20 protein-coding genes are annotated in these 22600 nt (G+C 66.4%); 10 read left to right on the top strand and 10 right to left on the bottom strand.

Features of this window, described 5'->3' with window-relative positions; all coding sequences use genetic code 11:
- The first annotated feature begins 285 nt into the window (after positions 1–285).
- The 4 genes from HWX76_RS05380 to HWX76_RS05365 all read left to right on the top strand — a co-directional run bounded on the left by HWX76_RS05380 (position 286) and on the right by HWX76_RS05365 (position 5968).
- On the top strand, positions 286–3288 hold the full coding sequence (locus tag HWX76_RS05380; protein WP_050013876.1) for a ribonucleoside-diphosphate reductase subunit alpha: 3003 nt from the start codon (positions 286–288) through the stop codon (positions 3286–3288).
- A gap of 365 nt (positions 3289–3653) precedes the next feature.
- Positions 3654–4865, top strand: coding sequence for a ribonucleotide-diphosphate reductase subunit beta (locus HWX76_RS05375; protein ID WP_014898151.1), 1212 nt, complete (start codon positions 3654–3656; stop codon positions 4863–4865).
- 82 nt (positions 4866–4947) lie between these two features.
- Positions 4948–5274 (top strand): hypothetical protein, encoded by a 327-nt coding sequence (locus tag HWX76_RS05370; RefSeq protein ID WP_080334256.1) that lies wholly within the window; start codon positions 4948–4950, stop codon positions 5272–5274.
- A 28-nt stretch (positions 5275–5302) separates the two neighbouring features.
- Positions 5303–5968 carry a histone H1-like DNA-binding protein gene (locus HWX76_RS05365; protein ID WP_176015583.1) on the top strand — a complete coding sequence of 222 codons (666 nt, stop codon included), beginning with the start codon at positions 5303–5305 and terminating at the stop codon, positions 5966–5968.
- Between the two features lie 230 nt (positions 5969–6198).
- On the opposite strand, the gene HWX76_RS05360 is transcribed toward HWX76_RS05365, so the two are convergent.
- From HWX76_RS05360 to HWX76_RS05315, 10 genes are all read right to left on the bottom strand, one after another.
- Complete coding sequence (locus HWX76_RS05360) at positions 6199–6672, bottom strand: glycine zipper 2TM domain-containing protein (RefSeq protein ID WP_176015582.1); 474 nt, start codon at positions 6670–6672, stop codon at positions 6199–6201.
- A gap of 19 nt (positions 6673–6691) precedes the next feature.
- Positions 6692–7630: a carbohydrate kinase family protein gene (locus HWX76_RS05355; RefSeq protein ID WP_176015581.1), complete on the bottom strand. Its 939-nt coding sequence runs from the start codon at positions 7628–7630 to the stop codon at positions 6692–6694.
- Positions 7631–7715: 85 nt separating this feature from the next.
- A complete protein-coding gene (gene tpx / locus HWX76_RS05350; protein WP_050013872.1) occupies positions 7716–8219 on the bottom strand; it encodes a thiol peroxidase in 504 nt (167 codons plus the stop codon).
- Between the two features lie 71 nt (positions 8220–8290).
- Positions 8291–9751: a zinc-ribbon and DUF3426 domain-containing protein gene (locus HWX76_RS05345; protein ID WP_176015580.1), complete on the bottom strand. Its 1461-nt coding sequence runs from the start codon at positions 9749–9751 to the stop codon at positions 8291–8293.
- 45 nt (positions 9752–9796) lie between these two features.
- Complete coding sequence (gene prmA, locus HWX76_RS05340) at positions 9797–10699, bottom strand: 50S ribosomal protein L11 methyltransferase (RefSeq protein ID WP_006496752.1); 903 nt, start codon at positions 10697–10699, stop codon at positions 9797–9799.
- Positions 10700–10701: 2 nt separating this feature from the next.
- Positions 10702–12069: an acetyl-CoA carboxylase biotin carboxylase subunit gene (gene accC / locus HWX76_RS05335; protein WP_050013869.1), complete on the bottom strand. Its 1368-nt coding sequence runs from the start codon at positions 12067–12069 to the stop codon at positions 10702–10704.
- A gap of 87 nt (positions 12070–12156) precedes the next feature.
- Positions 12157–12627 (bottom strand): acetyl-CoA carboxylase biotin carboxyl carrier protein, encoded by a 471-nt coding sequence (gene accB / locus HWX76_RS05330; RefSeq protein ID WP_050013868.1) that lies wholly within the window; start codon positions 12625–12627, stop codon positions 12157–12159.
- Between the two features lie 66 nt (positions 12628–12693).
- Complete coding sequence (gene aroQ, locus HWX76_RS05325) at positions 12694–13146, bottom strand: type II 3-dehydroquinate dehydratase (RefSeq protein ID WP_027783493.1); 453 nt, start codon at positions 13144–13146, stop codon at positions 12694–12696.
- Positions 13147–13340: 194 nt separating this feature from the next.
- A complete protein-coding gene (locus tag HWX76_RS05320; protein ID WP_176015579.1) occupies positions 13341–13895 on the bottom strand; it encodes a TlpA disulfide reductase family protein in 555 nt (184 codons plus the stop codon).
- Between the two features lie 7 nt (positions 13896–13902).
- Positions 13903–14547, bottom strand: coding sequence for a UDP-N-acetylmuramate--alanine ligase (locus HWX76_RS05315; RefSeq protein WP_124556634.1), 645 nt, complete (start codon positions 14545–14547; stop codon positions 13903–13905).
- A gap of 246 nt (positions 14548–14793) precedes the next feature.
- Here HWX76_RS05315 and mpl point away from each other — a divergent pair, with 246 nt between their 5' ends.
- The 6 genes from mpl (at position 14794) to HWX76_RS05285 (ending at position 22565) form a co-directional block, all read left to right on the top strand.
- A complete protein-coding gene (gene mpl, locus HWX76_RS05310; protein WP_176015578.1) occupies positions 14794–16179 on the top strand; it encodes a UDP-N-acetylmuramate:L-alanyl-gamma-D-glutamyl-meso-diaminopimelate ligase in 1386 nt (461 codons plus the stop codon).
- Positions 16176–16745, top strand: a complete 570-nt coding sequence (locus HWX76_RS05305; protein WP_050013864.1) for a YqiA/YcfP family alpha/beta fold hydrolase — start codon at positions 16176–16178, stop codon at positions 16743–16745. The genes mpl and HWX76_RS05305 overlap by 4 nt, the downstream gene beginning before the upstream one ends.
- A gap of 80 nt (positions 16746–16825) precedes the next feature.
- The gene (locus HWX76_RS05300) at positions 16826–18916 is read left to right on the top strand and encodes an RNB domain-containing ribonuclease (RefSeq protein WP_050013863.1); all 2091 of its coding nucleotides are present in this window, start codon (positions 16826–16828) and stop codon (positions 18914–18916) included.
- A complete protein-coding gene (aroE, locus tag HWX76_RS05295; RefSeq protein WP_050013862.1) occupies positions 18913–19779 on the top strand; it encodes a shikimate dehydrogenase in 867 nt (288 codons plus the stop codon). The genes HWX76_RS05300 and aroE overlap by 4 nt, the downstream gene beginning before the upstream one ends.
- A gap of 14 nt (positions 19780–19793) precedes the next feature.
- Positions 19794–20531 (top strand): monofunctional biosynthetic peptidoglycan transglycosylase, encoded by a 738-nt coding sequence (gene mtgA / locus HWX76_RS05290; RefSeq protein ID WP_050013861.1) that lies wholly within the window; start codon positions 19794–19796, stop codon positions 20529–20531.
- A 423-nt stretch (positions 20532–20954) separates the two neighbouring features.
- On the top strand, positions 20955–22565 hold the full coding sequence (locus tag HWX76_RS05285; protein ID WP_176015577.1) for a peptidase S10: 1611 nt from the start codon (positions 20955–20957) through the stop codon (positions 22563–22565).
- The last annotated feature ends 35 nt before the right edge of the window (positions 22566–22600 follow it).

The following is a 22600-nucleotide window of genomic DNA, read 5'->3' as shown; positions in this document are numbered from 1 at the left end:
TCGCAGGGGAAAACCCGAGCGGCACCGGCCGGCGGGCAACGTCGGCGGACAGGGTTCTCACGGCGGCGCGTCAGGCCGGGCGGTCCGGGCGTCGCGACCAGCGCAGCGAACATCGACGGGGCAGGGTACACATGACGAAGCACACGACCGGCTGGGTTGTCGCGCATCGACCGAACCGGCTTCCCCGGCGCATCGCTCGCCTCTTACCGCTCGCGCACCGCATTGCGCAGCGTTCGTTTTAATCCGCGGTTCTCTCCGCACCATCCAACACCAGGAGCTTTGCACATGCAAACCACCGACAACGCGACGTCCCAGTACGAGAGCGCCTCGAGCCGTCCGCTCGGCGGGACCGAACAGGGCGCGAAGGCGCTCGCGCCGCAGGCCACGTTCGCCGACTACAAGGTGATCCGCCGCAACGGCAGCGTGGTGTCGTTCGAACCTTCGAAGATCGCGATCGCGGTGACCAAGGCTTTCCTGGCCGTCAATGGCGGGCAGGGCGCGGCATCGGCGCGCGTGCGCGAGCAGGTCGAACAACTGACGCACAACGTCGTTCGCGCGCTCGTGCGCAGCCGCCCGAACGGCGGTACGTTCCATATCGAAGACATCCAGGACCAGGTCGAACTCGCGCTGATGCGCGGCGGCGAGCACAACGTCGCGCGTGCGTACGTGCTGTATCGCGAGAAGCGTCACCTCGAGCGCCAGCATGCGGGCGAGGAAGCGGCGGCAGCGGGCGGCGAGTCGACCACCGGCATCAACGTCGTCGACAACGGCGTCACGCGCCCGCTCGACCTGAACGCGCTGCGCGCGCTGATCGTGTCGGCGTGCGACGGCCTCGGCGCTGCGGTTAACCCTGACCCGATCGTCGCGGAGACGGTGAAGAACCTGTACGACGGCGTGCCGATGAGCCAGGTCTACGACTCGGCGATCCTCGCGGCGCGCACGATGATCGAAAAGGACCCGGCGTACAGCCAGGTCACGGCCCGCATCCTGCTGCACACGATCCGTCGCGAGATTCTCGGCGAGGAAGTCGTGCAGGCCGAGATGTCGACCCGCTACGCCGAATACTTCCCGCAGTTCCTGAAGCGCGGCGTCGACGCCGGCCTGCTCGACGACAAGCTGCTGCAGTTCGACCTGAAGCGCCTCGGCGAAGCGCTCGACGCGAACCGCGACCTGCAGTTCGGCTACCTCGGCCTGCAGACGCTGTACGACCGCTACTTCCTGCACGTCGAAGGCACCCGCATCGAAATGCCGCAGGCATTCTTCATGCGCGTCGCGATGGGCCTGTCGCTGAACGAGATCGACCGCGAAACGCGCGCGATCGAGTTCTACAACGTGCTGTCGAGCTTCGACTTCATGAGCTCGACGCCGACGCTGTTCAACTCGGGCACGCACCGCTCGCAGCTGTCGTCGTGCTACCTGACGACGGTCGCGGACGATCTCGACGGCATCTACGAAGCGCTGAAGGAAAACGCGCTGCTGTCGAAGTTCGCCGGCGGCCTCGGCAACGACTGGACGCGCGTGCGCGCCCTCGGCTCGCATATCAAGGGCACGAACGGCAAGTCGCAAGGCGTGGTGCCGTTCCTGAAGGTCGTGAACGACACGGCCGTCGCGGTGAACCAGGGCGGCAAGCGCAAGGGCGCGGTCTGCGCGTACCTCGAATCGTGGCACCTCGACATCGAGGAGTTCCTGGAGTTGCGCAAGAACACCGGTGACGACCGTCGCCGTACGCACGACATGAACACGGCGAACTGGATTCCCGACCTGTTCATGAAGCGCGTGATGGAAGGCGCCGACTGGACGCTGTTCTCGCCGTCGACCTGCCCGGACCTGCACGACAAGTTCGGCGCCGAATTCGAGAAGGCTTACACGGCTTACGAAGACAAGGTCGCGCGCGGCGAGATCAAGCTGTTCAAGAAGATCCCGGCGCAGCAGCTGTGGCGCAAGATGCTCGGCATGCTGTTCGAGACGGGCCACCCGTGGATCACGTTCAAGGATCCGTGCAACGTGCGCTCGCCGCAGCAGCACGTCGGCGTCGTCCATTCGTCGAACCTGTGCACGGAAATCACGCTGAATACGAGCGACACCGAAATCGCGGTGTGCAACCTGGGCTCGGTGAACCTCGTCGCCCACCTGGTGAAGCAGGCCGACGGCAGCTACGCGCTCGACCACGACAAGCTCAAGCGCACGATCAGCGTCGCGATGCGCATGCTCGACAACGTGATCGACATCAACTACTACGCGGTGCCGAAGGCGCGTAACTCGAACCTGAAGCACCGCCCGGTCGGCATGGGCATCATGGGCTTCCAGGACTGCCTGCACCTGCTGCGCACGCCGTACGCGTCGCAAGAGGCGGTCGAGTTCGCCGACCGTTCGATGGAAGCCGTCTGCTACTACGCGTACTACGCGTCGACCGAGCTGGCCGAAGAGCGCGGCCGCTACTCGAGCTACCGCGGCTCGCTGTGGGATCGCGGCATCCTCCCGCAGGACACGCTGAAGCTGCTGACGGAGGCGCGCGGCGGCTACGTCGAGGTCGACACGTCGGAATCGCTCGACTGGACGACGCTGCGTTCGCGGATCGCCGCGCACGGCATGCGCAACTCGAACTGCGTCGCGATCGCGCCGACGGCGACGATCTCGAACATCATCGGCGTGTCGGCCTGTATCGAGCCGACCTTCCAGAACCTGTACGTGAAGTCGAACCTGTCGGGCGAATTCACGGTGGTGAACGAGTACCTCGTCCGCGATCTGAAGGAACGCGGCCTGTGGGACGAAGTGATGGTCGCCGACCTGAAGTATTTCGACGGCATGCTGTCGCGCATCGACCGCATCCCGGCCGACCTGCGCGCGATCTACGCGACCGCGTTCGAGGTCGACCCGACGTGGCTGGTCGAAGCGGCATCGCGTCGCCAGAAGTGGATCGACCAGGCGCAGTCGCTGAACATCTACATGGGCGGCGCGTCGGGCAAGAAGCTCGACGAGACCTACAAGCTCGCATGGCTGCGCGGCCTGAAGACGACCTACTACCTCCGCACGATGGCGGCGACGCACGTCGAGAAGTCGACGGTCGCACACGGCGCGCTGAACGCAGTGCCGACGGGCGGTGCGGGTGGCGGCTCGAGCAGCGGCGGCGCGCAAGGCGCGGCGGGCGGCTTCGGTGCGGCGGGCGGCGGTGCGTCGTCGGGCGCGGTCAACGCGGCGCCGGCACTCGCGCCGGTCGAAGCGGATGGTCCGGTGTGCACGATGCGTCCGGGCGACCCCGGCTTCGACGAGTGCGAAGCGTGCCAGTAACGCAGTGCGCCTGACCTGAGAAGCAGGCCTGCGCGGCGCACACGACGACCGATCGAGGTTGAAGTGTGCGCCGCGCTCAACTAAAAAAATGATAAGGAATCTGTAACGCGACACCTGCGTTGCAGGCAATGACAAGCGATCGAAACATCTCCGACGGCGTCGCGTTTCGATCGGCGTTCGATGCGTCGAGCGCACCTCGCGATACACGCGCGACTCACATCGCGCGCTGCATGAACGACGATGCGTTGCTCAAAGTGTTGTATCGAGGTCGCAACGCGAATCGAAAAAAGGATTTTTCGTGAGCGAACCCTTTTATCGCTCAGGAAAAGATGGTACAAACCGTTCTAAATTGATGGTGAGAATTTATGCTCAACTGGGATGACGAGAAGACTGCCGTAACCCCCGCGAGCGGAGCGCAGCAAAACGCGATGCGCACCTCCGCCGGGATGGCTGTCGGAATGCAGGCTGCAACGCCTGCCGCCCATCAGGTCCGCGACATTTTCGAAGGCGATCTTGCGGTGCCGCCGCAAGCATCGGCTGTTCCCGCCGGCGGGTCGGAAGCGCGGGTCAATGTCGCCGACAAGCGCATCATCAACGGCCAGACTGACGTCAATCAGCTGGTGCCGTTCAAGTACAAGTGGGCGTGGGAAAAGTATCTGGCCGGTTGCGCGAACCACTGGATGCCGCAGGAAATCAACATGTCCCGCGACATCGCACTGTGGAAGGACCCGAACGGTCTGACCGAGGACGAGCGCCGCATCGTGAAGCGCAACCTCGGCTTCTTCGTGACGGCCGATTCGCTCGCGGCGAACAACATCGTGCTCGGCACGTACCGCCACATCACGGCGCCGGAGTGCCGGCAGTTCCTGCTGCGCCAGGCGTTCGAGGAAGCGATCCACACGCACGCGTACCAATACATCGTCGAATCGCTCGGCCTCGACGAAGGCGAGATCTTCAACGCGTATCACGAGGTCACGTCGATCCGCGCGAAGGACGAATTCCTGATCCCGTTCATTCATACGCTGACGGACCCGGCCTTCAAGACCGGCACGCTCGAAGCGGATCAGAAGCTGCTGAAGTCGCTGATCGTGTTCGCCTGCATCATGGAAGGCCTGTTCTTCTATGTCGGGTTTACGCAGATCCTCGCACTCGGCCGCCAGAACAAGATGACGGGTGCTGCAGAGCAATACCAGTACATCCTGCGTGACGAGTCGATGCACTGCAACTTCGGCATCGACCTGATCAACCAGATCAAGCTCGAGAACCCGCATCTGTGGACCGCGGAATTCCGCGCCGAGATCCGCGAGCTGTTCAAGCAGGCTGTCGAACTCGAATACCGCTACGCCGAGGACACGATGCCACGCGGCGTGCTGGGTTTGAACGCGTCGATGTTCAAGAGCTATCTGCGCTTCATCAGCAACCGCCGTTGCCAGCAGATCGGCCTCGACCCGCTGTATCCGAACGAGGAAAACCCGTTCCCGTGGATGAGCGAGATGATCGACCTGAAGAAGGAACGCAACTTCTTCGAGACGCGTGTGATCGAGTATCAGACGGGGGGCGCGCTGTCCTGGGAATAACCCGCAGCAGCGAACCCGTTACATGATGGAGCAGCCGGTGGCCTCTCGGCCCTGGCCCAAGGTTTAGGAGCAAGAACGCCTGATGCAAAGCATGCCCGGTGCCTTAACGGCCCAACGATACGACAGGCACTTTGCGAACCCTTCAGTGGGATGGGCAAACTTCCCTCCGGAAAAAGCGGACGGCCGTGTGGCGGTCCGCTTGATCAAGCGATTAGGGGTAGCGGCGCGAGGTGCGCCGGCTACCGACTTGATTTGGCGTGCGAGGCCATGGGGTCACGCGCGCCATACCGTATTCATTAGCGTAAGCGCGCGGTATCTGCGTACGCCGATGAATAGCCCGCTTCGAAGCGCACGTCCTGAACAGCGTCCGCGGGAAGCGGGTTTTGACGAAGGGTGTAGTTTGAACTGACTCTCATCTGAACCTGAAGGAGAACAACATGGCTACTGCCAAGAAGAAACCGGCTGCTAAGAAGGTTGCCGCCAAGAAGACCGTTGCGAAGAAGGCTGCTGCGCCGGCGAAGAAGGCCGCAGTGAAGAAGGTTGCTGCGAAGAAGGTCGCGGTGAAGAAGGTTGCCGCGAAGAAGGCAGCACCGGCGAAGAAGGCCGCTGCAAAGAAGGTCGCTGCAAAGAAGGTCGCAACGAAGAAGGTTGCAGCCAAGAAGGTCGCAGCCAAGAAGGTCGCAGCGAAGAAGGCGGCACCGGCCAAGAAGGCCGCTGCGAAGAAGGTTGCAGCCAAGAAAGTCGCAGTGAAGAAGGTTGCTGCGAAGAAGGCGGCACCGGCGAAGAAGGCTGCCGCCAAGAAGGCCGCGCCGGCGAAGAAGGCTGCTGCGAAGAAGGCTGCGCCGGCGAAGAAGGCTGCTGCCAAGAAGGCCGCGCCTGCGAAGAAGGCTGCCGCGAAGAAGGCTGCGCCCGCCAAGAAGGCTGCCCCTGCGAAGACGGCTGCCGCACCGGCGAAGAAGGCTGCTGCGCCGAAGAAGGCCGTCGTGAAGAAGGCTGCGCCGGCAACGACCGCGTCGACCGCATCGGTTGCGCCGGCATCGGGCGTGAAGACCGCGCTCAACCCGGCAGCCGCATGGCCGTTCCCGACCGGCAGCCGTCCGTAATCGCGGCTGAGCAGCATCACCCGGACACGCACGTGGTGTCCGTGGGTTGAGTAGCGCTACTCAATCAATCCCGCCATCTGGCTCAGATGGCGGGATTTTTTTCGTCCGTATGGGTCGTCGATCGGCCGGCCGACGCGAACGTGGACGAAAGCGCATGGACGAAAAAAAACGCATGTGCGGCTTCGCACATGCGTTCGACCGCGGCTTGCGCCGCGCGCTGAGGATACCGGTTAGTGCGTGACGCGCGTGACGCCGCCGCTCGACAGCAGGCGTACGCGCTCGCCGGCGCGGAACGCTTCGCCGCTGGCTGCCTGCGTGATCGAGCGCAGATCGCCGTTGTCGAGGCGCACGGTAATTTCGACACCGTTCGCCGTGCTGAGGTTTTCGCCGACCGCGTTACCCGCGACCGCGCCGACGAGGCCGCCGGCGATCGCCGTCAGGATCGAGCCTTTGCCGCCGCCGATCGCGCTGCCCGCGACCGCGCCGAGCGCGCCGCCGCCGAGCGTGCCGATCGCGCTGCCGCCGCCGTCGGACTGGATGCGCACCGCACGGACGCTTTCGACCGTGCCCATGCGGACCGTCTGTTCGCGCTGCGCCTGGCCGACGCTATAGACATCCGCCGAACCGGGTGCCGTGAAGCAGCCGGCGAGAGTCAGCGTGGCCGCCAGCATGGCCGCGAGCGTGAGGGTTTTTTTCGTCAACATCTTTGCTCTCCCACAATATTCATTTGAGACTGTAACCGAACGCAGTCTCGAAGCGTGCGTCGATTTCGGCGCGCGTCAGGTCGTAAGTCTGGGGCCCTTGATGGGCGATCTTGACGGAGCCCATCAGGCTCGCGAGGCGGCCGGTGGTTGCCCAGTCGAGGCCGTGCTCGATGCCGTACAGCAGGCCGCCCCGGAAGGCGTCGCCGCAGCCGGTCGGATCGGCGATGCGCTCGGCCGGCACGACCGGAATCTGCTCCGCACCCTGCTTGTGGCGGATGGTCGCGCCGTGCTCGCCACGCGTGATGACGAGCGCGTCGACCCGGCTGGCGATTTCATCTTCGGACCATCCCGTCTTGTCGCTCACCAGCTTGGCCTCGTAGTCGTTGACCGCGACATAGGTCGCAAGTTCAATGCTGCGGCGCAGCGTCGCACCGTCGAACAGCGGCAGGCCCTGGCCCGGATCGAACACGAACGGCACACCGGCCTTGGCGAGCTCTTCCACGTGCTGCACCATCCCGTCGAAGCCGTCCGGACCGACGATCGCCAGCTTGATGTCCGGCGCGTCGCCCGCGTGGTTCAGGTGCGACTGCATCATCGCGCCCGGGTGGAACGCGGTGATCTGGTTGTTGTCGAGATCGGTCGTGATCATCGCTTGCGCGGTGTACGTATCGGGTAGCACGCGAACGTGATCGCGGCGCAGGCCGAGCTGGTCGAACCGATCGAGATACGGCTGCGCGTCGAACGCGCCCATCGTGGCCATGATGCGCGCATCGCCGCCGAGCAGGTGCAGCGCGTAGGCGATGTTGCCCGCGCAGCCGCCGAATTCGCGGCGCATCGTCGGCACGAGGAAGCTCAGGTTGATGAGGTGCACCTGGTCGGGCAGGATGTGCTCGCGGAACCGCCCTTCGAAGGTCATGATGGAGTCGTAGGCGATCGAGCCGCAAATCAGCGTAGCCAAGGTGTGCGTTCCTGTAGAAATGAGGGGCCCTGCGCGACAACGCCGCGCGAAGGGCGCGGCGCGGCAGGGGAAAGCGGAAGAAAGCTTACTTCAGTGCGGCGAGCGCTGCATCGTAGTTCGGCTCGTCCTTGATTTCGCCGACGAGTTCCGCATGGATCACCTTGTCCTGCGCGTCGAGCACGACCACCGCGCGTGCGGTCAGGCCGTTCAGCGGGCCGCTCGTCACGTCGACGCCGTAGGCGTTCGCGAACGCGCGGCCGGTGCGGAACGTCGATGCCGTCACGACGTTCGCGAGGCCTTCGGTCGTGCAGAAGCGCGTGGCGGCGAACGGCAGGTCGGCGGACACGACGATCACGACCGTGTTGTCGAGCGACGACGCGGCTTCGTTGAACTTGCGGGTCGACGTCGCGCAGGTCGGCGTGTCGAGGCTCGGCACGATGTTCAGTACCTTGCGCTTGCCGGCGAAGCTGGCGAGCGTCAGATCGGCGAGATCCTTGCCGACCAGCTTGAAATCGGCGGCTTGCGCGCCGACGGCCGGGAATGTGCCGGCGAGATCGATCGGGTTGCCACCCAGCGTAACTTTGCTCATGTTCGTGCTCCGAAATAGCGCGCCGCTCGGGCGCGCGGGTTGAGACGGGCGCGCAAGCGCGCCGCGGCGCGTCACGGATAGAAGATCTGGACGCGGAAATTCGAGGCGGGCGTGCCGTTCGTTTCGAGGCGGACGACCATCGTCTGCGTCGTGCCGGGCGGCAGCCCGGCGTCGATCGGCGTGCCCGGGCGCACGTAGTCGCGCGGCGCGAGCACGCGGCGCACGGTGACGTGATTGGTGTCGTCGAGCAGCGTGAGTTCGAGCGACGGGTATGCGAGCGCGACGCGGTAGCGGTTCGTCAGCGGCACCTTCAGTTCGAGCTCGCGCGGGCCGTCGAGCTGGCGCAGGTCGGTCGGCTCGAGCCGCAGCCCGTCGATCGCGCGCGGCGGCGTGACCGTGCAGCCGAGCGGCGCGCACGCCTGCCGGAACCAGCCCTGCGTGACGGGCCAGTAGATCATTAGCGTCTCGCGCTGCCACCACGCCAGTTGCGCGACGAGCAGCCCGACCAGCGCGGCCGCGACGAGGCCGCCGAAAAAGCCGCCGAGCATCCCGCGTCGCTGCGGCGCGCGCGTCTCGCGCGTGACGGCGAAGTGCGGGCGATCGTCGTCGGTCAGGGCGGCGGGGAAGGGGGCGACCGGCTGGGCGACCGGCTGGGCGGCCGGTTGGACGTCGGGCTGGGCCGGCGGTTGGGTGACCGTCCGGGCGACCGGTTCATCGGTTGCCGCCGCGGTCGACGCGTTGTCGTGCCGGGTGAAGGTGCCGGGTTCCGATGCGGTCTCGGCTTCGGTGAAGGCCGGTGCGGGCGTGAACGCGAAACGGGGTTCGCGCGGCGCGCGTTCGTCGTCCGGCGCCACGAAGTGCGCGGGGACGACGGGTTCGATCGGCGCGGGTTCGACCGGTCCGGCGGCGGTTTCCGTGTCGGACGGAACGTGAGCGACGAAGCGGGGCTCGCGCGGATCGCGCTCGACGGGCGCGATGGGTACGGGCGACGGCGCGGCTTCTTCGGTTTCGTGCGGTTCGTGCCGCGTCTGCGGCGAATGCGGTTCGGCCGGTTGCTCGACGGCAGCCGAAGCATCGAGCTCGGCCGGCGACGACGCGAACGGCTCGGGCGTACCCGACAGGTGGACGACGCCCGCTTCCGTGGACGGCAGCGCGAGCGGTATCAACGGCTCGGTTCGCACGGTCTCGACGCTGTGCTGCAGCGACGGATCGACGCCGGCGTCGAGCCACGGCGCCCACATGTCCCAGCCTTCCGGCTTGTAATCGGCGCCGGTCGGCAATTCGGGCGGCGCGTCGGCGGTGAACAGCCGGGCCGGGGCGGCCTGCGGATGCGCGTCGCCGCCGTGCGGCGCGGCAGCCGGTTCGGTCAATGCCGGCTCGGGCTGCGGCGCGTACTCGGGAACGAGCGATTCGGCGGCGTTGAAGACTTCGTGGCAATGGCCGCAGCGCACGAGCCCCTGATGCAGCGAGAGCTGTTCCTGCTGCAGCCGGAAGACGGTTTCGCAATGAGGGCAGCGCGTCGCAAGAAGCATGTCGAGCCGGGCGGCCTGCTGGCCAGAGTGAAGGACAGCGCTATTCTAATGGCTTTCGCGGCGCGTTCCGGCAAGGCATACCCAGCCTTCGTGTTCGCGCCAGACCGAAATGTCGACGTAGCGCGCATAAACGGCCGCGACTTCGTCCGCCTGGCGCGCGAGCACGCCCGACAGCGCGATGCGCCCGCCCGGCTTGACCTTCGATGCGAGCATCGACGCCATCAGCTTCAGCGGATTCGACAGGATGTTCGCGACGACGATGTCGAATTCGCCGTCCGGGCACGCATCGGGCAGCCCGTACGTAACTTCCGCCCGGTTGCGTTCGCTGTTCTGGCGCGCCGATTCGACTGCCTGCGGATCGATGTCGATGCCGATCACGGGGTTCGCCCCGCATTTCTTCGCGAGGATCGCGAGAATGCCCGAGCCGCAGCCGTAGTCGAGCACCGACTGACCGGGCTTCACCGACTGCTCGAGCCACTCCATGCACAGACGGGTCGTCGGATGGCTGCCGGTGCCGAATGCGAGGCCGGGGTCGAGCTCGAGGACGAGCGCATCGGGATCGGGCGCGTCGTGCCACGACGGCACGACCCAGATCCGCTCGCCGATCGGAATCGGCTCGAACTGCGACTGCGTGAGCCGCACCCAGTCCTGCTCCTCGACTTCGCGCACGACGAACTGGGGCGTCTCGGCGAGGCCGATCTCGTTCGCGGCCGCCGCGAGCAGCACGGCCGGCTCGTGATCGGCCGACAGCAGCGCGACCACGCGCGAGTGCTGCCACGCGGTGCGGTCGGGCACGAGGCCCGGCTCGCCGAAGAGCGGCTGTTCGTCGGGCGTGTCGGCGTCGGCGTCCTCGACGGACACCGACAGCGCGCCGAGATCGAGCAGTGCGTCGGACAGGGCCTCCGCATGCTCGCGGGCCAGTTCGACGACGAGTTCGCGATAACTCATGCTTACGCTTCTTCCGGTGCGACCTGCTGCTTCTGCGCGAGCCGGTTTTCGAGGTAATGGATGCTGGTGCCGCCTTCGACGAACTTCGCGTCGATCATCAGCTCGCGGTGCAGCGGGATGTTGGTCTGGATGCCTTCGACGACCATTTCCGACAGCGCGATGCGCATCCGGCGGATCGCCTGCTCGCGTGTCGCGCCGTAGGTGATCAGCTTGCCGATCATCGAATCATAGTTCGGCGGCACGAAATAGCCATTGTAGGCGTGCGAATCGACGCGCACGCCGGGGCCGCCCGGCGTATGCCACGACGTGATCCGGCCCGGCGAAGGCGTGAACTTGAACGGATCTTCGGCGTTGATCCGGCATTCGATCGCATGTCCGCGGAACTGGATGTCGCGCTGGCGCAGCGTGAGCTTCTCGCCGGCCGCGATGCGGATCTGTTCCTGCACGATGTCGACGCCGGTGATCAGTTCCGATACCGGGTGCTCGACCTGCACGCGCGTGTTCATCTCGATGAAGTAGAACTCGCCGTTTTCGTACAGGAATTCGAACGTGCCCGCGCCGAGGTAGCCCATCTTCTTGCATGCGTCCGCGCAGCGATCGCCGATGCGGTCGATCAGGCGGCGCGGAATGCCGGGCGCCGGCGCTTCCTCGATCACCTTCTGGTGGCGGCGCTGCATCGAGCAGTCGCGCTCGCCGAGCCAGATCGCGTTCTTGTGCGCGTCCGACAGCACCTGGATCTCGATATGGCGCGGGTTCTCGAGAAACTTCTCCATGTACACCTGCGGGTTGCCGAACGCACGGCCGGCTTCCTCGCGGGTCATGTTGACCGCGTTGACGAGCGCGGCTTCGGTGTGCACGACGCGCATCCCGCGCCCGCCGCCGCCGCCCGCCGCCTTGATGATGACCGGATAGCCGATCGCGCGCGCAATCTTGACGATCTCCTTCGGATCGTCCGGCAACGCGCCTTCCGAGCCCGGCACGCACGGCACGCCGGTCTTGATCATCGTCTGCTTCGCGGTGACCTTGTCGCCCATCATGCGGATCGTTTCCGGGCGCGGGCCGATGAACGTGAAGCCCGACTGCTCGACGCGCTCCGCGAAATCGGCGTTCTCGGACAGGAAGCCGTAGCCGGGGTGGATCGCCTCGGCGTCGGTGACTTCCGCGGCGCTGATCAGCGCCGGCATGTTCAGGTAGCTCAGGTTCGACGGGGCCGGGCCGATACAGACGGCTTCGTCGGCGAGGCGCACGTACTTGGCTTCCTTGTCGGCTTCCGAGTACACGACCACCGTCTTGACGCCGAGTTCGCGGCACGCGCGCTGGATGCGCAGCGCGATTTCACCGCGGTTGGCAATGAGGATTTTTTCAAACATAGCGAGTATTCGTCTCTTCGAGGGGCGCGCGAACGGCGCCTGGCGAGCATCTCGGCGGCGCGCGGCCGGCAGGGCCGCGCGGCGGGCTTAGCCGATCACGAAAAGCGGCTGGCCGTATTCGACGGCCTGGCCGTTCTCGACGAGGATTTCCTTGATCACGCCGGCCTTGTCCGACTCGATCTCGTTGAGCAGCTTCATCGCTTCGATGATGCAGATCGTCTGGCCTTCCTTGACCGTGTCGCCGGCCTGCACGAACGGGTCGGCGCCCGGCGACGGCGCGCGATAGAACGTGCCGACCATCGGCGACGTCACGACGTGGCCCTGCGGGACGGCCGGTGCGGCGGCTGCGCCAGCGGCCGGCGCCGCGCCGTCGGTCGGCAGCGCGGCCGACGGAGCCGGCGCGCTGACTTGCGGGGCATACCCAGCCGTCGGCTGCACGTAGACCGGCGGCGCGTTCTTGACGATGCGCACCTTGCCTTCGCCTTCCGTCACTTCCAGCTCGGAGATGCCGGATTCGGAAACGAGGTCGATCAGAGTTTTCAGCTTACGAAGATCCATCGGGAATTCCCCTTTCAATACGTGAAAGCGCCGGTGAGGGGCCGGCGCTGAATCTAGATCGCGAAATCAGCCGCGCGACGCGCCTTGCAGCTTGTCCAGCGCGTACTCGAGCGCGTACAGATAACCTTTCCAGCCGAGCCCGCAGATCACGCCTTCGGCCTGGTCGGAAAAGTAGGAGTGGTGCCTGAACGCTTCGCGGCGATGCACGTTCGACAAGTGAACCTCGACGAACGGGATGCCGACACCGGCGATCGCGTCCCGGATCGCAACGCTCGTGTGCGTATACGCGGCCGGATTGATCAGGATGAAATCGGTCTGTTCCTCCCGCGCGGCCTGGATGCGGTCGACCAGCGCGCCTTCATGGTTGCTCTGGAACGACGACAGTTCGGCGCCGGCTTCCCGGGCGCGCGCGGCAAGCGCCTGATCGATCTGCGCGAGCGTGACGCGGCCGTACACCTCCGGTTCCCGGGTGCCGAGAAGGTTCAGGTTGGGGCCGTGCAACACCAGCAATCGTGTCATGGTCGCTTCTATTTCTGCGGAATTGCGCGAACTTTAGCGCTATTTAGAGAAATTTGTCTAGTTTTGCCGAACGGCCAGGCGCGCCGGACCTGCAAGAATTACCGGCGCGGGCGCAAAGTATCCGCGAATTCACGCGAAATTGCCGCGATCGACCTGCAAATCGCCGCCAACGTGCGGGCTGCCGTTCGGACCGATTACAGTGCGTCGAGCGTCTTTTTCAGCTCGGCCGGTTGGATTTGTCCCAATTTTGTCTCGCGAATCTTGCCGGTTTCGTCGATGACGACGGTAAACGGCAGCGCGCCGGCGGTATTTCCGAAATTTCGGGCCAGATCGGCGCCTGCGTAGCCGCTGACGAAGACTGGATAGTCGACCTTCACCTTTTGCAGGAAGTTCTTCACGTTCTGCCCGGAATCGACGCCGATTCCGACGAAACGGATGCCTTTCTGCTTGTACTGATGTGACAGCGCGACGAGCTCGGGCATTTCCTCGACGCACGGGCCGCACCACGACGCCCAGAAATTGACCACAACCTTCTGGCCCTTGAAGGAAGCGAGCGACGCCGGCTTGCCGTCGACGCCGGTCAGCGACGACGCCCACAGCTGGTCGACCGGATTGCCGTGGGCGGCCGGCGCGGCGACGGCGACACCGTCGTCGGCGCTGCCGCCGCGGAACCAGTGGCCGGCGGCGAAACCGCCGGCAACGGCGGCGGCCGCGACCACCGCGAGCGCCAACATGCGTTTCATCATCATCGTTGAATCATTCCGGTTCGGAAGGAGCCTGACCTGCATCGACGAGCGCGCGCAGCGCCGCGGCGTCCGCGCGGGCGACGCGGCCGCGCGCGTCGGCCTTCACCGCGCCGCGCAGGTCGTCGCTCGCATACAGCGCAAGATGGATGCCGATCGCATCCACGTCGCGCCGCGGGCGCCACAGGAAACTGAGCGTCTCGACGTCGCCGCGGCCCGCGAAATGCCGCGTCTCGGACACGTCGTACTGGACGTTCTGGTTCAGCAGGTAGATCGCGACGTCCTTCGGGTTGTCGGTGAAGGCCTGCAAATGGATATCCGAATGCGCGTTCGCGGTGCCGTTCAGCACGGCGCCCGTCACATAAGGATGGAACTCGGCGAGCCGGCCCATCCAGTCGAGCGCGATTTCGCGCAGGCGGCGCAGTTCGTCCGGCTGCGTGTCGCTCTGGAACAGCGCGAGGTACTCGCGCAGTTCTTCCTCGATCTGGTCGTTATCCGGCAGCCATTCTCCGGCAACGCGCGAATCGCCCAGTAACTGGCGCGCGGCCTTGCGCTTCGCGCCGGCATAGTCCTGGCCGTCCTCCGCGATCAGGCGGGCGGCGGACTGGGCGATTTCCTCGCGGACGCGCCGCGGGTCGACAAGAGGTTTGCGAGACATGATCCGGCAATCATACTCGATCGCCACGGCGCCCGAGCGCGGGTGCGGCGGCCCGCCGTCCGAGGGCGCCGGCGCCGCTCGCGCGCATCGTTCGGGCCGCCGGGCATCGCAGGCCGTCAGTTACAATACTGCTCTTTGTGTCGCGGCCAGGTCGTTGGCCGGGCGCCGGCCGCACGGCCTCGCCGGCGCGCCGCACACGCATCCTTTCCGAATCGACGGCGCCCGGCGGCGCGAAAGCATTCCTCTATGCACATCCACATTCTTGGCATCTGCGGCACCTTCATGGGCGGTCTCGCCGTACTCGCACGCGAGGCGGGCCACACGGTGACGGGTTGCGACGCGGGCGTCTATCCGCCGATGAGCACGCAGCTCGAGGCGCAGGGCATCACGCTGATCGAGGGCTACGGCGCCGAGCAGATCGATTTGAAACCTGACCTGTTCGTGATCGGCAACGTCGTCACGCGCGGCAATCCGCTGATGGAGGCAATCCTCGATCGCGGCCTGCCTTACGTGTCGGGTCCGCAGTGGCTCGGCGAGCACGTGCTCGCCGGCAAGTGGGTGCTCGCGGTCGCGGGCACGCACGGCAAGACGACCACGTCGTCGATGCTCGCATGGCTGCTGGAAGATGCCGGCCTGAACCCGGGCTTCCTGATCGGCGGCGTGCCGCTGAACTTCGGCGTGTCCGCGCGGCTCACCGATTCGAGCTTCTTCGTGATCGAAGCCGACGAGTACGACACGGCATTCTTCGACAAGCGCTCGAAGTTCGTGCACTACCGGCCGCGCACCGCGGTACTGAACAACCTCGAATTCGATCACGCCGACATCTTCCCCGATCTCGCCGCGATCGAGACGCAATTCCACCATCTCGTGCGCACCGTGCCGGGCGTCGGGCGGATCGTCACGAACGGCCGCTCGGATGCGCTCGAGCGCGTGCTCGCGCGCGGCTGCTGGAGCGAGGTCGAGCGTTTCGGCGTCGACGGCGGCTGGCAGGCGCTGCCGGCCGAGGACGGCGTGCCGGTCGACGAACGCTTCGCGGTGTATCGCCAAGCCGAGCGCGTCGGCGAAGTCGCGTGGCAGGTGCAAGGCGACCACAACCGGATGAACGCGCTCGCGGCGATCGCCGCCGCGCGCCACGTCGGCGTGCCGCCGGCGCAGGCTGCGGTTTCCCTCGCGTCGTTCCGCAACGTGAAGCGCCGCATGGAAGTGCGCGGCAGCGTGGACGGCGTGACCGTCTACGACGATTTCGCGCACCATCCGACCGCGATCGACACCACGATCGCCGGTCTTCGTGCGCGCATCGGCCGCCAGAATGCCCGCATCCTCGCCGTGCTCGAGCCGCGCTCGAACACGATGAAGCTCGGCGTGATGAAGTCGCAACTGCCGGCGAGCCTGGCCGATGCCGATCTCGTGTTCGGCTACGGCGCGCCGACCGGGCGCGATGCGCTCGGCTGGAATCTCGCCGAGGCGCTCGCGCCGCTCGGCGAGCGCGCGCGCGCATTCGACGATCTGCATCTGCTGGTGAAGGCGGTGGTCGAGGCCGCGCGTCCGGGCGACCACGTGCTCGTGATGAGCAACGGCGGCTTCGGCGGCGTGCACCAGAAGCTGCTCGACGCGCTCGGGGGCCGCCCGTGATCCTGTATCTGCACGGCTTCCGGTCGTCGCCGGAATCGCAGAAGTCGCGGCTGCTCGCCGCGCGGATGGCCGAACTCGGCCGCGCCGACGAGTGGCGGTGCCCGTCGCTGTCGGTGTCGCCGCTGGAGGCGATCGCGGTGGCGGAAGCCGAGGTCGCGGGCGCGCGCGACGTGACCGTGATCGGCAGCTCGCTCGGCGGGTATTACGCGACGTGGCTCGCCGAAAAGCATGGCTGGAAAGCCGTGCTGCTGAATCCGGCGATCGTGCCGCAGCGGGATCTGGAACAACATCTGGGCGAGCAGCCGCTGTGGCACGGCGGCGGCACGATCGTCGTCGAGCGCCGCCACCTGCACGAACTCGACGCGCTGCGCGTGCCGGCGATCACGCGCGCCGACCGCTACTATCTGTTCGCGGCGACCGGCGACGAAGTGCTCGATTACCGCGAGATGCTCGCCCATTACCCGGGCGCGAAAACCCGCGTGATCGACGGCAGCGACCACGGAATCAGCGAATTTGCCGACTATGTCGACGACGTTCTCGCGTTTTGCGACGGAAAGACGTCATAAACCGGCCACGTGCCAATCGAATTCCCATCATCATGCGGCGCCGCCGACGCGGCGCCCGGCAGTCTGAACGAGAGTACTGAGTGAACGTTTTCTTCGAGGAATCGGGCAGTTTCAAGGCGGGCAGCGTGCTGTCGCGCCAGGGCGACGCATTTCAGGTCGAGTTGCCCGGCGGGCGGCGCGCGAAGGTGCGCGCGAAAGACGTGCTGATCGAATTCGACAAGCCGGCTGCAGGCGAACTGATGCAGGAGGCCGACACGGCCGCGCAGCAGATCGATCTGGACTTCCTGTGGGAATGCGCGCCGGCCGACGAGTTCGCGTATACGGCGCTCGCCGCCGAATACTTCGGCGCGACGTACGGCCCGGTCGAGCGCGCGGCGCTGGTGCTGCGGCTGCACGGCTCGCCCGTCTATTTCCGCCGCAAGGGGCGCGGCCAGTACCAGCGCGCGCCGGAAGAGCAGCTCAAGATGGCGCTCGCGTCGCTCGAGCGCAAGCGCCAGCAGGCGCTCGTGCAGGCGCAGTATGAAGAAGAGCTGAAGGCGGGCAAGCTGCCGGAAGCGTTCGCGGGCAAGGTGCTCGGGCTGCTGACGCGGCCGGACAAGAATTCGATCGAATACAAGGCGATGGAAGCGGCGGCCGGCGCGCGCGGCGTGTCGCCGGCGCGGCTGATGCTCGACTGCGGCGGCATCGAGTCGCCGCGTGCGCTGCACGAAGCGCGCTTCCTCGCGGAATTTTTCCCGCACGGCACCGGCTTTCCGCCCGTCACGGTCGGCCCGCTGCCGGACGACCTGCCGCGCGCGAACGTCGAGGCGTTCTCGATCGACGACATCACGACGACCGAAATCGACGACGCTTTCTCGGTCGAGCACCTGGCCGACGGCCGGGTGCGGATCGGCGTGCACATCGCGGCGCCGGCGCTCGGCATCGTGCGCGGCGATCCGGTCGACGCGATCGCGCGCGCGCGCCTGTCGACCGTCTACATGCCGGGCGACAAGATCACGATGCTGCCGGACGACGTCGTCGACGTGTTCACGCTGAAAGAGGGCGATTACCGGCCGGCGCTGTCGCTGTACATCATCGTGAACCGCGACACGCAGGACATCGTCGCGAACGAGACCCGCGCCGAGCTCGTGTTCGTGAAGAACAACCTGCGCCACAACACGCTCGACGAGCTCGTCAACGAAGAGACGCTCGCGGCCGGCACCGGCGACTACCCGCACAAGGACGACATCGCCGTGCTGTGGCCGCTCGCGCAGGCGCTGTTCGAGAAGCGCCAGGTCGCGCGCGCGGGCTACGGCCTGAAGCGCGAAGTGCAGCGCAACACCGACTACAACTTCTACGTCGAAGGCGAGCACGTGACGATCACGCCGCGCCGCCGCGGCTCGCCGCTCGACCTGATCGTGTCGGAGCTCGCGATCCTCGCGAACTCGACCTGGGGCGCGTTCCTGCACGATCACACGGTGCCCGGCATCTACCGGTCCCAGCGCGGCTTCGGCGCGCCGGGCCCGAAGCGCACGCGGATGCAGACGACGGCCGCGCCGCACGAAGGCCTCGGCGTCGCGCAGTACGCGTGGAGCACGTCGCCGCTGCGCCGCTACGTCGACCTCGTGAACCAGTGGCAACTGCTCGCGTGCGTGCAGCACGGCGTCACCGCGAAGCTCGCCGCGCCGTTCAAGCCGAAGGACGCCGATCTCTACGCGGTCGTGCAGGGCTTCGACGATACGTACACGGCCTACGCCGACTACCAGCGCCGGATGGAGTACTTCTGGTGCCTGCGCTGGCTCAAGCAGGAGCAGAAGAAGCAGGTCGTCGCGAGCGTCGTCAAGGGCGATCTCGTGCGCCTCGAGGAAATCCCGCTGCTGCTGCACGTGCCGGGACTCGGCGTGCATGCGCGCGGCACGCGCGTGCTGCTCGACGTGATGTCGCTCGACGAACTGACGATCGAGGCGTCGGTGCGTCTGCTGAACGTGCTCGACGCGCCGACCGTGACGAGCGGCGATACGGCCGAGGCCGACGAAGAGGATGATGCCGAAGGCGGCGACGACACGCTGGTCGACGCGGAAGACGCGTCGGCGCAAACCGAGGCCGAAGCGCTGGCCGAATCGGGCGACGCGGCGGCACAGGGCGGCGAAGCCGCGAGCGGCAACGACGGCGAAGAGGGACGCGCATCATGAACGCAGTTGCGTCGACGAGCGGCACGGACCGCTATGTCGTGTTCGGCAACCCGGTGGCGCACAGCAAGTCGCCGTTCATCCACGCGCAGTTCGCCGCCCAGACCGGCGAGCCGATCGAGTACGCGCACCGGCTCGCGCCGGTCGACGGATTCGAGGCCGCCGTGCGCGCGTTCGTCGCCGAAGGCGGTCGCGGCGCGAACGTGACGGTGCCGTTCAAGCTCGACGCGCATGCGCTCGCCGACACGCTGTCGCCGCGCGCGGCGGCGGCAGGCGCGGTGAACACGCTACGCATCGACGCCGACGGCCGCCTTTACGGCGACAACACCGACGGCGTGGGCCTCGTGCGCGACATCGAAGCGAATCTCGGCGTGTCGCTCGCGGGTGCGCGCATCCTGCTGCTCGGCGCGGGCGGCGCCGCGCGCGGTGTCGTGCTGCCGCTGCTCGACCGCGCGCCGCTGTCGATCGGAATCGTCAATCGCACCGCGAGCAAGGCCGAGGCGCTCGTCGGCCAGTTCATGCAGGCCGCGCACGATGCGGGCTGCATGCTCGCGGGCGGCGGGCCCGGCGTCGTGCGGGCCGAGCCGTACGACGTGGTGATCAATGCGACGGCCGGCAGCCTCGATGCCGCGCTGCCGGAATGCGACGCGGCCGCGTTCGGCGCCGGCACGCTCGCGTACGACATGATGTACGGCGCGCAGCCGACCGTGTTCATGCAGCACGCGGCGTCGCTCGGCGCGCGCACGGCCGACGGGCTCGGGATGCTGGTCGAGCAGGCGGCCGAATCGTTCTTCATCTGGCGCGGCGTGCGGCCGGACGGCGCACCGGTGCTGGCCGCGCTGCGCCAGGCGCTCGCGGCGAGCTGAACGGAGCGCGGCACGTGGCGGCGGTGAGCGGCACGCAGCGCACGCGGACGGTGAGCATCGCGCGCTGGATCGTCTATGCGGGATCGGTGTTCGCGCTCGCGTGGCTCGCGACGCAGCTGTTCTATCTCGCGCAGATCGCGCTGTGGTCGTTCGTGAATCCCGGCTCGACCGCGTTCATGCGCACCGACGCGTGGTGGCTGTCGCGCGACACGCCGCCCGCGCAGATCCGGCACCAGTGGGTGCCGTACGACCAGATCTCGCGCAACCTGAAGCGCGCGCTGATCGCGTCCGAAGATTCGACCTTCGCGACCAACAACGGCTACGACGTCGACGCGATCCTGCAGGCGTGGGAGAAGAACAAGGCGCGCGGCAGGATCGTCGCGGGCGGCTCGACGATCACGCAGCAGCTCGCACGCAACCTGTTCCTGTCGCGCGAGAAAAGCTACATCCGCAAGGGGCAGGAGCTGATCATCACGTGGATGCTCGAAACGGTGCTCGACAAGGAGCGCATTTTCGAGATCTACCTGAATTCGGTCGAATGGGGGCGCGGCGTGTACGGCGCGGAAGCGGCCGCCCATTATTACTACAAGATTCCCGCGAGCCGGCTCGGCGCGTGGCAGTCGGCGCGTCTCGCGGTGATGCTGCCGAAGCCGCGCTGGTTCGATGCGCATCGCGGCTCGGCCTACCAGGCGCAGCGTGCGGCGATCATCGCACGCCGGATGGGCGCGGCCGAGCTGCCGCAATCCGAGTAAGCGGCGCGCCCGCGTCGCTGCGTTGTCCGTTCTGCCGTTCGCGCAGGATTGCTGCGTTGCAGCGCATTCGTGTCATCACCCTTTCGGGCCGCATCCTTTAGACGAATTCGTCTATTTCGCTTTGGCGAGCAATATCGGCGAGTGCATGTTTTTGTTGAGCGTCATCGCACGAAACGGGTGCTTTTTTAGTCGTTACCAGTAAACGCGAAAGTCGATGAAAGCGACGTGAAATGCAACGTTTCGCGAATCGAAGCATTCCTGAAAGGTGTGCGCTGCACTGCTTGCGCGCCGAATATTTCCAAATTTTTCAAAGCCGGCGGGCTCGCGTATATTGGCCGGCGCCTCGGCTCATCGGCCGCAATCGAGGCGGGGGGCGGCTTATCCGGCTGCTCGACAAAAAAACATGCGAGAAGGGACGCAACGATGCCAGCGAGCAAAGCGAAGCTGTTGTTGGGAGTGGTGTGTTCTTCGCTGATACTGACGGCCTGCAATGACGACGTGACGTCGTCGTCTGCAGCGAGCGCCGCCAATTCAGCCGACCCTGCCGGTCAGGTCGACCGCGCGTACAACGATCCAAACAGTTATTCGTCGAGCGCGAACGCGTCGCTCGATGCCTCCACCGCGGTCGAAAAGGCCGCCGTCACGCACCATCAGATCACGCTGAACGGCAAGACGATCCGGTACACGGCCACGGCCGGCCACCTCGTCGCACGCAATCCGCAGACGGGCGCGCCCGAGGCCTCGTTCTTCTACGTCGCGTACACGGCCGACAACCAGCCCGCGGCGAAGCGGCCCGTCACGTTCCTGTACAACGGCGGCCCCGGCTCGGCGTCGGTGTGGCTGCACCTCGGCTCGTTCGGCCCGCGCCGGATCCAGACCGGCGACCCGAACGCGAACGCGTCGACGTTCCCGTTCGTCGACAACCAGGAAACCCTGCTCGACACGACCGACCTCGTGTTCGTCGATGCGATCGGCACCGGCTTCTCGGAAGCGGTCGCGCCGAACACGAACCAGACGTTCTGGGGCGTCGACCAGGACGCCGGCGCGTTCCGCGATTTCGTGACGCGCTACCTGAGCGTGAACCAGCGCAACGATTCGCCGAAATACCTGTTCGGCGAATCGTACGGGACGCCGCGCACCGACGTGCTCGCGAACCTGCTCGAGACGGCCGGCGTGAAGCTCGACGGCATCGTGCTGCAGTCGTCGATCCTGAACTACAACACGAACTGCGACATGGCGAGCGACTATGTCGGCAACTCGAACAACGGCGCGAGCCCGGTGAGTTGCGCGGGCTTCGTGCCGTCGTATGGCACGGTCGGCGCGTATTACCAGCTCGACAACCCGAACCCGTCGAACCTGCCGCAGTATGCGGACCAGATGCGGCTGCTGACGGCCGGCAGCTACGCGCCCGCCGTGAACGCGTACCTCGCGAGCCATACGCCGCCGCCGCCGAATCTCGTCACGACGATGGCGAATTCGACCGGCGTGAAGCAGGCGTTGTGGAATGCGGACTTCAACGTGGTCCCGACCTTCTTCGACAACAGCTTCCAGCTGTCGCTGGTGCCGGGCACGCTGATCGGCCGCTACGACGCACGCGTGAACGTGCCCGTGTCGAGCCCGCTCGCGGCCGACGGCGATCCGTCCAGCTCGTTCATCACGAAGCCGTTCACCGACACGATCGGCAGCTACCTGCCGAACGAGCTGAAGTACACCGCGCAGTCGGCCTACTCGGTGAGCAGCAATGCGATCAACACGTGGGACTGGACGCACGACGGCCTCGCGATGCCCGACACGATCCCCGATCTGGCCGCGGCGCTGACGCTGAACCCGGCGCTGAAGGTGCTGTCGCTGAACGGCTATCACGACATCGCGACGCCGTTCTACCAGACCGAGCTCGACCTCGCGCGGCTCGGCACGCAACCGAACCTGACGATCAAGGACTATCAGGGCGGGCACATGGTCTATCTCGACGATACGTCGCGTCCGCAGGAGAAAGCCGACCTCGTGACCTTCTACAACGTGGCCGCGCACTGATTGCGCCACGCCGGCGACGGGCGCCCTCGGCGGCG

The sequence above is a fragment of the Burkholderia sp. BCC0398 genome (assembly GCF_902833245.1).
Lineage (GTDB): Bacteria > Pseudomonadota > Gammaproteobacteria > Burkholderiales > Burkholderiaceae > Burkholderia > Burkholderia sola.
This window is presented reverse-complemented; position numbering and strand designations above follow the sequence as displayed.